General features: G+C 62.4%; 10 protein-coding genes. 9 read left to right on the top strand and 1 reads right to left on the bottom strand.

From position 1 onward, the window contains the following. Positions 1 to 4: 4 nt before the first annotated feature. From ald to GJ699_RS16175, 9 genes are all read left to right on the top strand, one after another. The gene (ald, locus tag GJ699_RS16215; protein WP_154378058.1) at positions 5 to 1,120 is read left to right on the top strand and encodes an alanine dehydrogenase; all 1,116 of its coding nucleotides are present in this window, start codon (positions 5 to 7) and stop codon (positions 1,118 to 1,120) included. A gap of 22 nt (positions 1,121 to 1,142) precedes the next feature. After that, positions 1,143 to 2,636, top strand: coding sequence for a CoA-acylating methylmalonate-semialdehyde dehydrogenase (locus tag GJ699_RS16210; protein WP_154378056.1), 1,494 nt, complete (start codon positions 1,143 to 1,145; stop codon positions 2,634 to 2,636). Between the two features lie 16 nt (positions 2,637 to 2,652). After that, positions 2,653 to 4,023, top strand: a complete 1,371-nt coding sequence (locus tag GJ699_RS16205) for an NAD(P)-dependent oxidoreductase (RefSeq protein WP_154378055.1) — start codon at positions 2,653 to 2,655, stop codon at positions 4,021 to 4,023. Then, complete coding sequence (gene preA / locus GJ699_RS16200; RefSeq protein WP_154378053.1) at positions 4,023 to 5,318, top strand: NAD-dependent dihydropyrimidine dehydrogenase subunit PreA; 1,296 nt, start codon at positions 4,023 to 4,025, stop codon at positions 5,316 to 5,318. The genes GJ699_RS16205 and preA overlap by 1 nt, the downstream gene beginning before the upstream one ends. Before the next feature lie 51 nt (positions 5,319 to 5,369). Beyond that, the gene (locus GJ699_RS16195) at positions 5,370 to 6,854 is read left to right on the top strand and encodes an NCS1 family nucleobase:cation symporter-1 (protein WP_154378051.1); all 1,485 of its coding nucleotides are present in this window, start codon (positions 5,370 to 5,372) and stop codon (positions 6,852 to 6,854) included. A gap of 11 nt (positions 6,855 to 6,865) precedes the next feature. Continuing rightward, entirely contained in the window at positions 6,866 to 8,260 is a 1,395-nt protein-coding gene (gene hydA / locus GJ699_RS16190; RefSeq protein WP_154378049.1) for a dihydropyrimidinase, read from the top strand. A 10-nt stretch (positions 8,261 to 8,270) separates the two neighbouring features. Continuing rightward, positions 8,271 to 9,497, top strand: coding sequence for a Zn-dependent hydrolase (locus GJ699_RS16185; protein WP_154378047.1), 1,227 nt, complete (start codon positions 8,271 to 8,273; stop codon positions 9,495 to 9,497). Positions 9,498 to 9,603: 106 nt separating this feature from the next. Beyond that, on the top strand, positions 9,604 to 11,232 hold the full coding sequence (locus tag GJ699_RS16180) for a putative bifunctional diguanylate cyclase/phosphodiesterase (protein WP_229262125.1): 1,629 nt from the start codon (positions 9,604 to 9,606) through the stop codon (positions 11,230 to 11,232). Continuing rightward, entirely contained in the window at positions 11,232 to 12,620 is a 1,389-nt protein-coding gene (locus tag GJ699_RS16175) for a tetratricopeptide repeat protein (protein WP_154378043.1), read from the top strand. Before GJ699_RS16180 ends, GJ699_RS16175 begins: the two co-directional genes overlap by 1 nt. On the opposite strand, the gene GJ699_RS16170 is transcribed toward GJ699_RS16175, so the two are convergent. Continuing rightward, positions 12,568 to 13,461: an SDR family oxidoreductase gene (locus GJ699_RS16170; protein WP_154378041.1), complete on the bottom strand. Its 894-nt coding sequence runs from the start codon at positions 13,459 to 13,461 to the stop codon at positions 12,568 to 12,570. The two genes, GJ699_RS16175 and GJ699_RS16170, sit on opposite strands and share 53 nt — an antisense overlap. Between the last annotated feature and the right edge of the window lie 29 nt (positions 13,462 to 13,490).

Here is a 13,490-nt window from a genome sequence, read left to right as displayed (position 1 = left end):
AACCATGCTGGTCGGCGTCCCAAAAGAGATTAAGAACCAGGAGTCCCGTGTTGGCCTTACCCCGGCCAGTGTGAAGGAACTCATTTTGCGTGGTCATCAAGTACTGGTACAACAAAACGCCGGCGCGGCCATTGGCCTGACGGATGCGATGTATGAAGCATCCGGCGCCAGCATCGTCGAAGACGCGGCCGACATTTTCCGCCGCGCCGAGATGATCGTGAAGGTGAAGGAACCGCAGCCGCAGGAATGCGCGATGCTGCGCGAAGGGCAGATTCTGTACACCTATCTGCATCTGGCGCCGGACCCGGAGCAGACCAGGGCGCTGGTGAAATCGGGCGCGGTGTGCATCGCCTATGAAACTATCACCGGTGCCAACGGCGGCTTGCCGCTGCTGGCGCCGATGAGTGAAGTGGCGGGGCGGATGTCGATTCAGGCCGGCGCCGCACACCTGGAGAAATCCAAGGGCGGCATGGGTTTGTTGCTGGGCGGCGTGCCGGGCGTGGCGCCAGGGCATATCGCCATCATCGGCGCCGGCGTAGTCGGCACCAATGCCTTGCAGATGGCGGTGGGCATCGGCGCGCGCGTCACCATCCTGGATAAAAACGTGGATCGCCTGCGCCAGCTGGACCTCGTGTATGGCAACCGCGTCGCCACCATGTACAGCAACGCGCATTCAATCGAGGAAGCGGTGCTGGACGCGGACCTGGTGATTGGCGGCGTACTGGTGCCCGGCGCCGCAGCACCCAAGCTGGTGACGCGCGCGATGATCTCGCGCATGAAGCCGGGCGCGGTGGTGGTGGATGTGGCAATCGATCAGGGTGGCTGTTTTGAAACCTCGCGCGCCACCACGCACGAGCAGCCGACCTTTGTGGTGGATGGCGTGGTGCACTACTGCGTGGCGAATATGCCGGGCGCGGTGGCGCGCACTTCGACCTTCGCATTGAACAACGCAACGATAGGCCATGCAGTCGCATTGGCCGACAAGGGCTGGCAGAAAGCGTTGAAAGCCAACCCGCATCTGAAGAATGGTTTGAATGTCAGCCTCGGCAAAGTCACCTATGAAGCGGTGGCGCACGGCCTTGGTTATAACTATGTAGACGCGGACAGCCTTCTGGGTTGAACCGCAAACTTGAAAGAGCATTATGGACACCATCACCCATTACATCAACGGTGTTACCGTCGATACGCAAAGCGGCCGCCATGCAGACGTGTTCAATCCCGCACTGGGCGAGCCGGTAGCCAAAGTCGCGCTGGGCACGGCGGATGAAGTCGACGCCGCCGTGCGCGCAGCGGAAAAAGCATTTCCATCGTGGGCCGCAACGCCGCCGCTGACGCGCGCGCGCGTGCTGTTCAAATACCTGCAGCTGTGCCAACAGCATGTGGATGAATTCGCGGCGATGATCACGCGCGAGCATGGCAAGACCTTTGCCGACGCGCAGGGCGAAGTGGCACGCGGCATCGAGATGGTGGAGTTCGCAGTCGGCATTCCGCAGATGCTGAAGGGGGAATTCACCGATCAGATTTCGCGCGGCATCGACGCGTGGTCGATGCGCCAATCACTGGGCGTGGTGGCCGGCATCACGCCGTTCAACTTCCCGGTGATGGTGCCGATGTGGATGTTCCCGATCGCGCTGGCATGCGGGAACACCTTTGTGCTCAAGCCTTCCGAACGCGATCCGTCGCCGTCGCTGCTGCATGCGCGTCTGCTGACGGAAGCCGGTTTGCCGGATGGTGTGTTCAATGTGGTGCAGGGCGATAAGGTCACGGTCGATGCGCTGCTCGATCATCCGGTGGTGCAGGCGGTGAGCTTTGTCGGTTCGACGCCGATTGCGGAATACATCTACTCGCGCGGCAGCGCGGCGGGCAAGCGCGTGCAGGCTTTGGGCGGCGCCAAGAATCATATGGTGGTGATGCCGGACGCGGATATGGACATGACGGTCGATGCGCTGATGGGTGCCGCCTTCGGTTCGGCCGGCGAGCGTTGCATGGCGATTTCGGTGGTGGTGGCGGTGGGTGACGCGGGCGACAAAATTGTCGATGCACTGGCAAAGCGCACCGCTGCACTGAAAGTGCGCGACGGGATGTCGTCGGACGCCGAAATGGGGCCTGTCGTAACGAACGCGGCCAAGCAGCGTATAGAGCGCTTGATTGGTGAAGGTGTCGAGCAGGGTGCGAAACTGGTGGTCGATGGGCGTAATTACAAAGTGCCGGATCGCGAGAATGGCTTCTTTGTTGGCGGTACTTTATTCGATCACGTCACGCCGGAGATGACGATCTACAAGGAAGAGATTTTCGGTCCGGTGCTGTGCATGTTGCGCGCGCCGGATGTGGGCACTGCGGTGGAGCTTATCAATCGCAATGAGTATGGCAATGGCGTTGCGATTTACACGCGCGATGGCGGTGTGGCGCGCGAATTTGTGCGGCAGATTCAGGTCGGCATGGTGGGCGTGAATGTGCCGCTGCCGGTGCCAATGGCGTTCAATAGTTTCGGTGGATGGAAGCGCAGTCTGTTCGGCGATCATCACGCATACGGTCCTGAAGGCGTGCGCTTCTACACGCGCCACAAGGCAGTGATGCAGCGCTGGCCCAACACCGCCAGCGCTGGCGCAGAATTTGCATTCCCACAGATGAAATAATCAACCAGGAACCAACATGATTCTCGAATCGCTAAGCTACCTGCCGAAATCGAAGGAAGCCAATGAATCACTGGCGAAACACTTCACTGATCTGGCACCGGCGCTGAACGCACGACAGGCCGCCATTGAATCCTCGCGCTGCCTGTATTGCTACGATGCGCCGTGCACGCGCATCTGCCCGTCGGATATCGATGTGGCCAGTTTTATCCGCAACATCCACGACGAAAATATCAACGGCGCCGCCGCCGGTATCCTCAAACAGAACATCCTTGGCGGCAGCTGCTCGCGTGTCTGTCCGACCGAAATCCTGTGTGAAGATGCCTGCGTGCGCAATCACGATGCCGAAGGCCAGCCGGTGAAAATCGGCCTGCTGCAGCGCTACGCCATCGACAATATGCAGTTCGAAGAACATCCATTCCAGCGCGCCGCCGTAACCGGCAAGAAGATCGCCGTGGTCGGCGCCGGCCCCGCCGGCCTGTCGTGCGCGCACCGCCTGGCCATGCTGGGCAACGACGTGGTGATCTACGAAGCCAAAGAAAAATCCGGTGGCCTCAATGAATACGGCATCGCCAAGTACAAACTGACCGACAACTTCGCACAGAAGGAAGTTGACTTCCTGCTGCAGATCGGCGGCATCAGCATCAAGCATGGCCAGACCTTGGGCGGTAACGTGCAGCTGAAAGACCTGCATGCGGAATACGATGCCGTTTTCCTTGGCCTTGGCCTGGGCGCCAGCAAGCAGCTCGGCCTCACCGGCGAAGAAGCGCCCGGCCTGTTGGCCGCCGTCGACTACATCGCCGAACTGCGTCAGGCCGATGACCTGAGCAAGCTGCCGGTGCCTTCGCGCGCCATCGTCGTCGGCGCCGGCAATACCGCGATCGACATGGCGGTGCAGATCCAGCGTCTGGGTGCGGACGAAGTCACGCTGGTCTACCGTCGCGGCTTCGAAGCGATGAGCGCGACCGAACACGAACAGCACATCGCCAAAGAGAATCAGGTTCGCATGCGCACCTGGGCACAGCCGCAGCAAGTACTGCTGGATGACGGCGGCCGCGTACGCGGCATGCGCTTCGAGAAAACGGCGGTGGTCAATGGCCGCCTGTCCGGCACCGGCGAGACCTTCGAGATCGCGGCCGACGCGATCTTCAAAGCCATCGGCCAGAGCATGGACGAAACGAGCATCAGCGATCCGCTGGCGAAAACGCTGAAACGCGACGGTGACAAAATCCACGTCGACGATCAGTTCCGCACAGTCCTGCCGCGCATCTACGCCGGCGGCGATTGTGTGGCGCCTGGACAGGATCTGACCGTGCAAGCGGTCCAACACGGCAAGCTGGCGGCACACGCCATTCATCACGACATCAACGGTCTGAAGGAGGCTGCATAATGGCTGACCTGAGCATAGAATTCTGCGGCATCAAATCCATCAACCCGTTCTGGCTGGCCTCCGCGCCGCCGACCGATAAAGCCTACAACGTGGTGCGCGCATTTGAAGCCGGTTGGGGCGGTGTGGTGTGGAAGACGCTGGGTGAAGACCCCGCCGCCGTCAACGTGTCGTCGCGCTACTCGGCGCATTACGGCAAGAACCGCGAAGTCCTCGGCTTCAACAACATCGAGTTGATTACCGACCGTTCGCTGGAACTCAATCTGCAAGAGATCACGCAGGTGAAGAAGGACTGGCCGGACCGCGTGATCATCGTCTCGCTGATGCTGCCTTGTGAGGAAGCGCTGTGGGCCGAGATCATGCCGAAAGTGGAAGCCACCGGCGCCGATGGCATCGAGCTGAATTTCGGCTGCCCGCACGGCATGCCGGAGCGCGGCATGGGTGCGGCCGTGGGCCAGGTGCCGGAGTACGTGGAGATGGTGACGCGCTGGTGCAAGACACACAGCAAGCTGCCGGTCATCGTCAAGCTGACGCCCAACATCACCGACGTGCGCGCGCCGGCGCGCGCCGCCAAGGCTGGCGGTGCGGATGCGGTCTCGCTGATCAACACCATCAACTCGATCACGCATCTGGATCTGGACCAGATGGTGGCGTTCCCGATTGTGGGCGGCGCCAGCACTCACGGTGGTTACTGTGGTTCGGCGGTGAAGCCGATCGCGCTCAACATGGTGGCCGAGATCGCGCGCGATCCGCAAACGGCGGGCTTGCCGATTTCCGGCATCGGCGGCATTGGCAACTGGCGCGACGCGGCCGAGTTCATGGCGCTGGGATCGGGCTGCGTGCAGGTCTGCACGGCGGCGATGCTGCACGGCTTCCGCATCGTTGAAGAGATGAAGGATGGCTTGTCGCGCTGGATGGATCAGAAGGGCTACAAGAGCGTTGCCGATTTCGTCGGCAAGGCAGTGCCCAATACCACCGACTGGAAATACCTGAACATGAACTATCAGGTGATCGCGCAGATCAATCAGGATGATTGCATCAAGTGCGGCCGCTGCTACGTGGCGTGCGAAGATACCTCGCACCAATCGATCAATCAGCTGATCGATGCGGTCACCGGCACGCGCACGTATGAAGTGAACAAAGAGGAGTGTGTTGGGTGTAATCTGTGCGAGATCACCTGTCCGGTGCAGGGTTGCATCACGATGGTGCCGCAGGATACCGGCAAGCCATACATGAACTGGACTCAGGACCCGCGCAATCCGCGTGCGGAAAATATCAAGGTGGTGGAGGCTGCATAGGTACGGAACTTGCAGTGTTAAAGCGATAACTCAACCTTTTTGGAGAACGCCTTGAGCACAGAACTATCTGGCAGCACGCAACTCTGGAACGAAGACCTGGCACCGACCACGGCGGCGCAGCGTACCTGGCGCTGGTATCACTTCTCCGCGCTGTGGGTCGGCATGGTGATGTGCATTCCGGCTTACACGCTGTCCGCCAGTTTGATCGAAGGCGGCATGTCGGGTTACCAGGCGGTGCTGACGGTGTTCCTGGCGAATGCCATCGTGCTGCTGCCGATGCTGCTGATCGGTCATGCCGGCACCAAGTACGGTATTCCGTATGCGGTGCTGGCGCGCGCCTCGTTCGGCACCTCCGGCGCCAAGCTGCCGGCGCTGATGCGCGCGATTGTGGCCTGCGGCTGGTACGGCATCCAGACCTGGTTTGGCGGTCAGATGATCTACACGCTGCTGGGCGTGATGATGGGCGGCGAAATCGGCGGCGACAAGATCGCTGGGCTGGGCATCAACGGCTCGCAGCTGTTGTGCTTCCTGGTGTTCTGGGCGATTCAGTTCTACTACATCGTGCATGGCATGGATGCGATCCGCAAATTGGAAACCTATACCGCGCCGCTGAAGATCCTGATCTGCTTCGTGCTGCTCGGCTGGGTGTACAGCAAGGCCGGCGGCTTTGGCGATCTGCTGTCGGCACCATCGCAGTTTGTCGAAGGCGGCAAGAAGGCGGGCCAGTTCTGGGCCGTATTCTGGCCTTCGCTGACGGCCATGGTGGGCTTCTGGGCCACGCTGGCATTGAACATTCCGGACTTTACGCGCTTCGCCAAAACCCAGCGCGACCAGGTGATTGGCCAGTCGGTCGGCCTGCCGATCCCTATGGGCCTGCTGGCGGCGATGGCGGTGATCGTCACGTCGGCCACGGTGGTCTTGTACGGCAAGGCGATCTGGGACCCGGTCGACCTGTCCAGCCGCATGACCGGCGCGGCGGTGCTGGTGGCGCTGCTGATTCTGTTGATCGATACCGTGTCGGTGAACCTGGCGGCGAATCTGGTCGGCCCGGCGTATGATTTCTCGTCGCTGGCGCCGAAGCAGATCAGCTACAAGGTCGGCGGCTACATCACCGCCACCATCGCCATTCTGATGATGCCGTGGAAGATACTGGAATCGACGCAAGGCTATATCTTTACCTGGCTGGTGGGCTACTCGGCGCTGCTCGGTCCTATCGCCGGCGTGCTGATTGTCGACTACTACCTGGTGCGCAAGACGGAGTTGAATGTCACCGAGCTGTATCGCGAAGATGGCCAGTACTCGTACGGCAAGGGCTGGAACATGGCGGCGGTGGCGGCGTTCGTGGTGGGCGTGCTGCCGAATATACCCGGCTTCCTCAACGCCGCTTTCCCGGCCTCCTTCCCGGACGTGTCGGTCGCGTTTAAAACGATTTATACCTACGCCTGGTTCGTTGGCCTGGCCATTTCGGCCGTGGTGTATGGGGTAATGATGAAAGGGAAAACCGTGCCCGCAGTGCGCGCGCCGGCTCACCCGTAAGGAGACGTTTTATGAAGACCATCATCCGTGGCGGCACTGTCGTCAACGCCGACCGCGCCTTCCGCGCCGATGTGCTGTGCGATGGCGACAAGATCATCGCCGTTGGCGAGAATCTGGAAGTGCCGGCCGGCGCCAAGGTGATCGACGCCGGCGGTCAGTATGTGATGCCGGGCGGGATAGATCCGCACACGCACATGAACCTGCCCTTTATGGGCACGGTGACGCAGGATGATTTCTATACCGGCACCGCCGCCGGCCTGGCCGGCGGCACCACCTCCATCATCGATTTCGTGATTCCTTCGCCGAAGCAGAATCTGATCGAGGCGTATCAGCAGTGGCGCGAGTGGGCGCAGAAGTCGGCCGGCGATTACACCTTCCACGTCGCGATCACCTGGTGGGACGAGACGGTGCACCGCGACATGGGCATACTGGTGAAGGACCATGGCGTCAACAGCTTCAAGCACTTCATGGCGTACAAGAACGCCATCATGGCCGATGATGAAACGCTGGTGAAGAGCTTCCGCCGCTGTCTTGAGCTGGGCGCGATTCCGACCGTGCACGCGGAGAACGGTGAGCTGGTGTACCAGCTGCAGCAGGATCTGATCAAGCGTGGGCTGACCGGGCCAAGCTCGCATCCGTTGTCGCGTCCTCCGGAAGTGGAGGCGGAAGCGGCCAACCGTGCGATCGCCATCGCCAATGTGATGAATACGCCGATCTATATCGTGCACGTCTCCTGCGCCGAATCGCTGGAGGCGATCACGCGCGCCAGCGCGCATGGTCAGCGAGTGTATGGCGAGGCGCTGGCCGGCCATCTGGTGATCGACGACAGCGTGTACCAGAGTGATGACCTGGAATTCGCGGCGGGCCATGTGATGAGCCCTCCGTTCCGCAGCAAGCATCATCAGGCCGCGTTGTGGCAAGGTCTGCGCGGCGGCAATCTGCACACCACGGCCACCGATCACTGCACCTTCTGCGCCGAGCAGAAGGCGATGGGCAAGGACGATTTCACCAAAATTCCGAATGGCTGCGGTGGGGTCGAAGACCGCATGTCGGTGGTGTGGGATGCGGGCGTCAACAGCGGCATGCTGACGCCGTCGGAATTCGTGCGCATCACCTCGACCAATACGGCGCAGATTTTCAACATCTATCCGCGCAAGGGCGTGATCGCGCCGGGCGCGGATGCGGACGTGGTGGTGTGGGACCCCGAAGGTACGCGTACCATCTCCGCGCTGACGCAGTTCGCCAAGGGTGGTTTCAATGTGTTCGAAGGCCGCACCGTGCGCGGCATCCCCAGCACCACGCTGGCTGCCGGTAACGTCGTGTTCCATCGCGGCGTGCTGATGGCCGTCGAGGGCGCGGGCCGCTATATCAATCGGCCGGCGTTCAAAGCAACGTCGGCACGTTAAGGAGTATGAGATGCAAATTAATGGTGACCGCCTGTGGGCATCGCTGATGGAACTGGCGCGGATCGGCGCGACGGAAAAGGGCGGCGTCAAACGCCTGGCGCTGACGGACCTCGACAAGCAGGGCCGCGATCTGGTGGTCGGCTGGGGTAAGGAAGCCGGCATGTCCATCACCATCGACCAGATCGGCAATGTGTTCATGCGCCGCGACGGCACGAACAACGCGCTGCCGCCGGTGATGACCGGCAGCCATATCGACACCCAGCCCACCGGCGGTAAATTCGACGGCAACTACGGTGTGCTGGCCGGGCTGGAAGTGGTGCGCACGCTGAACGACCTCAAAATCAAAACCGAAGCGCCGATCGAAGTCGCCTTCTGGACCAACGAAGAAGGCTCGCGTTTCGTGCCGGTGATGATGGGCTCCGGCGTATTCTGCGGCGCCTTCAGCCTGGAAACCGCCTACGCGGCGAAAGACGTCGATGGCAAAACGGTGGGCGAAGAACTGGAACGCATCGGCTACAAAGGCCCGCAAGTGCCGGGAGACCATCCAATCGGCGCCTACTTCGAAACCCATATCGAACAAGGCCCGGTGCTGGAAGACGCCGACAAGGTGATCGGCGTGGTGCCGGCCGTGATGGGATTGTCGTGGTACGACTGCGTGGTCACCGGCATGGAAGCCCACGCCGGCCCCACGCCGATGGGACTGCGCAAGGATGCGCTGCAGGTGTCCACCAGGATCATGCAGGAAGTGGTGGCGATCGCCAACCGCTACCCGCCGTATGGACGCGGCACGGTGGGCATGGTGCAGGTGTTCCCCAACAGCCGCAACGTGATCCCGGGCGAGGTCAAATTCAGCATCGACCTGCGCAACGTGAACGATGAACTGCTCAACACCATGCACGAAGAGATGCTGGCGTTTATCGACAAGACGCGTAGCGAATCGGGCCTGAAGATTTCGATCGAGCGCGTGTCCTACTACCCGCCATGCCCGTTCCATCCGGAGTGCGTGGACGCGGTGCGCAGCGCCACCGCCAAACTGGGTTACTCGACCATGGACGTGGTGTCCGGCGCTGGCCACGACGCCATCTACGCCGCCCGCCTGGCGCCAGCCGGCATGATCTTCGTGCCTTGCAAGGACGGCATCAGTCACAACGAAATCGAAGATGCCAAGGCCGAGCACCTGGAAGCCGGCTGCAACGTGCTGCTGCACGCCATGCTGGAGCGCGCACGGCTGGTTTGACCGGCGTCCTGCCTCAGGGCATACTGACTGTTCCATATCAGTATGCCCAGCTATTGCCATGCAAGGACCACACGAATCTCACGTTGAAGCGCTCCAAGGCGCCGCCTTGACCGCCACCCTGGAGAGCATTTCGGACGCGGTGCTGATCCTTGGGCATGCGTGGGAAATCCGCTACATGAACGGCAATGCCGAGCGGCTGACGCACTTGGTGCGGGCCGATGTCCTTGGTCGCAACCTGTGGGACGTGTTCCCGGAAGCGGTGGATGGGCCTTACTATCGCGCCTATCACCAGGCGGTGGAGACCAACACGCCGGTGTCGTTTGAGGAGCATTACGCGCCACTCAACCTGTGGACCGAGATCCGCGCCTATCCATCCGAACAGGGACTGACCATTTACTTCCGCGATATCAGCGGCCGCAAGGCCACCGAAGCGGAGATTCACCGGCTGGCGTTCTACGACAAGTTGACCGGCCTGCCCAACCGCCAGCTGCTGCTGGACCGGCTGGAGCATGCGCTGGCCCTGGGCCAACGCGGCGGCCGGCCTGGCGCGGCGCTGTTCATCGACCTCGATAACTTCAAGAGCATCAACGACACGCGCGGTCACGACAAGGGCGACATGCTGCTGCAGCTGGTGGCGGACCGGCTGGACGACGCAGTGCGCAGCTGCGACACGGTGGCGCGCTTCGGTGGCGACGAATTCGTCATCCTGCTTGAAGACCTGGGCATCGACGCCGCCACTTCGGCGCAGGAGATTGCGACCAAGGTGCTGCAATCGTTCCATGAACCGTTCGAAATCGACGGCGCGCAGCACTACAGCACCACCAGCATCGGCGTGGCGGTGTTCGGCCGCGAGCCCACCACCGTCGACGAAGTCCTCAAGCGCGCCGACCTGGCGATGTACCATGCCAAGGCCGAGGGCCGCAACTGTGTATCCCTCTTCGATCCCGGCATGCAGGCGCGGGTATCTGCGCGCGCCCAGCTGGAGAGCGAAATGCGGCGCGCGCTGGCGGGCGATGAATTCGTACTGCATTATCAGCCGCTGGCCAGCACTGACGGTCAGATCGCCGGCGCCGAAGCGTTGATCCGCTGGCAGCATCCGCTGCGTGGCATGGTGTCACCGTGCGCATTCATTCCGCTGGCCGAAGAGACCAATATGATTTTGCAGCTGGGTCGTTGGGTGCTGCTGCAAGCATGCCAGTTGCTGGCACGCTGGGCCGACGACACGCGCACTGCCACGCTGGAAATGGCGGTCAACGTCAGCCCGGTGCAGTTCCACCGGCCCGACTTTGTCGAACAAGTGCTGGAAGTGTTGACGCTGACCGGCGCGCGGCCGGAGCGGCTGCGGCTGGAGTTGACCGAAAGCCTGCTGCTGAAGGACGTGGAAAGCACGATATTGAAAATGGAACGCCTGCGCGCCGTGGGCGTGAGCTTCGCGGTGGACGATTTCGGCACCGGCTATTCGTCGCTGTCCTACCTGCACCGATTGCCGCTGTCGCAGCTGAAGATAGACCGTTCCTTCATCGCCGGAAGCGGCCAGCAAGGCCATGGCGAGGCCATCGTCCGCATGATCGCCGCACTGGGAAAAACCTTGAACATGTCGCTGCTGGCCGAGGGTGTGGAAACGCCGGAGCAGTTGGCCTTCGTCGCCGCCGAAGGCTGCCAGTATTATCAGGGCTATTGGTTCAGCAAGCCGCTGCCGGAGCATGAATTGACGGCGCTCATCGCGCGATCCTGATGCACACCGATCCACAGCAAGCTTATATCGACGGGAACCACCGCATGGCCGCAGGCGACTTCGCGGCGGCGGAGGCGTGTTATTTGCAGGCGCTGGCTTTGCAGCCATGGCATGCGGCGGCGCGGGCCAATCTTGGTTATCTGAAGGAGCAGCAGGGCATTGCGGCCGAGGCGGAGTTCCATTATCGGCAGGCGATTGCGCTGATGCCGGAGCACGCGCAACTGCAGCAGAATCTGGGTGCCCTGCTGTTCAAGGAGAAGCGGCTAGCAGAGTCGGAGGTGGCGACGCGGGCGGCAGTGACGCTGGCGCCGCAATCGCCTTCGGCTCTGAGTCAATTGGGTGTGCTGCTGGTGTGTACGCATCGCGAAGAGGAAGGCGAAGCGTGCTACCGGCGCGCGCTGGCGCTGGAGCCGGGCCATGCGCGCGCGCAGTTCAATCTGAGTTATCTGCTGCTGCGGCAGGCGCGCTTCGACGAAGGTTGGCGCATGCTGGAGGCGCGCTGGCAGTTCGATCATTTTCCGCTGTCCTTCGATTGTCCGTTGTGGGAAGGCGAGGCGCTGGACGGCAAGGCGATTGTGATCGGCCTGGAGGCCGGGCATGGCGACATGATCCATTTCTGCCGTTATGCGCCGTATCTGAAGGCGCGCGGCGCGGTGCGGGTGGACGTGGTGTGCCATCCAGCGCTGGTGCGCTTGTTCGCCACGCTGCCAGGCGTGGATGCTGTGCACGCGTTGGGCACCGCGTTGCCCGGCGGCTGGGATTACTGGACGCGGCCGATGCGTTTGCCTGGCATGTTCGGGACCACGCTGGACAGCATTCCGGCGGATGTACCTTATCTGCATGCGGAACCGGTGCGCGTGGCCTACTGGCGCGAGGCGTTACCGCAGCAAGGCTTGCGCGTGGGCCTGGCCTGGCGCGGCAATGCGAATTTCGAAAACGACGCCGATCGCTCGCTGCCATCGTTGATGACGCTGGCGCCGCTGGCCGCCGTGCCGGCCCATTTCATCAGCCTGCAAAAAGGCGCGGGCGAGGATGAGGCGTTGTTGCCACCGGCCGGCATGGTGCTGTATCCGATCGCATCGCAGTTGGCGGATTTTGCGGAGACGGCGGCGGTGATCGCCAATCTCGATCTGGTGATCAGCGTGGACACGGCGGTCGCGCATCTGGCCGGCGCCATGGGCAAGCCATGCTGGCTGCTGCTGCCCGACTATCGCTGCGATTGGCGCTGGATGAAGGAGCGCGACGATACGCCGTGGTATCCAGGCATGCGCCTGTTCCGCCAGCCGCGCGACGGCGGCTGGAAGCCTGTTATCGAACAGGTGGCGGCGGCGTTGCTCAGTCTCGGAAGTAGTGCAGCGCCAGATCCTCAAGCAGCGGCAGGCCGTTAGGCTGCCAGCCCAGCTGCCGCCGTGTCAGTTCGCTGGAGGCTGGGCAGTCGGCGCCAAAGAAGCGTGCCAGGAAGCCGAAGTGCGCTGCCGCTTCCTCGGTCGACAGGCTCGCCAGCGGCAGGTCCAATCCTTTGCTAATGGCGGCGGCGATGTCCCGCGTGGCCACGGCCTGTTCACCGACGGCGTGATAGCGGGTGCCGGCCACCCCATGTTCCAGCACCAGGCGATACAGGCGGGCCGCGTCGAAGCGGTGCACCGCCGGCCAGCGGTTCTGGCCATCGCCCACATAGGCCGCTATGCCCTTGTCGCGCGCGATGCGAACCAGCATGGGCACGAAGCCATGGTCGCCATCGCCATGCACCGTGGGCGGCAGGCGCACCAGCGAAGTACGTACGCCGCGCGCGGCCAGCGCCAGTGTCAGCACTTCCGAGGCGTTGCGGTGTGTGGCCGCGCCGTCCGGATTGGCGGCATCGCTCTCGGTGCCGACGCGGCCATGTGGCAGCAGCGCGCTGCCAGACGTTGTGATGAACGGCTTGCCACTGCCTGCCAGCGCTTCGCCGATGGCTTCGATGGCCTGGCGGTCGGTTTCTCCGGCGGCATTCAAGTCCTTGAAGTCGTGTATGAAGGCGGTGTGGATCACGCCATCGCAGGCACGCGCGCCGGCGGCCAGCGCATCCAGATCTTCCAGATAGCCGCGATGCACGGTGACGCCGCGCTCGCGCAAAAGGGCTGCGCCGTCGTCGCTGCGCGCCAGTCCCAGTACCTCGTGTCCTGCGGCCCGCAGTTCCTGTATCACGGCTGATCCCACCCAGCCGGTTGCTCCGGTGACGAATACTTTCATGCTGTCCTCCTTGTTGAGATGGAGGCATG

The sequence above is a fragment of the Duganella guangzhouensis genome (assembly GCF_009674535.1).
GTDB lineage: Bacteria > Pseudomonadota > Gammaproteobacteria > Burkholderiales > Burkholderiaceae_D > Rugamonas > Rugamonas guangzhouensis.
Note: the sequence above shows the minus strand (reverse complement) of the source record. Positions and strands in the feature narration are given on the sequence as shown.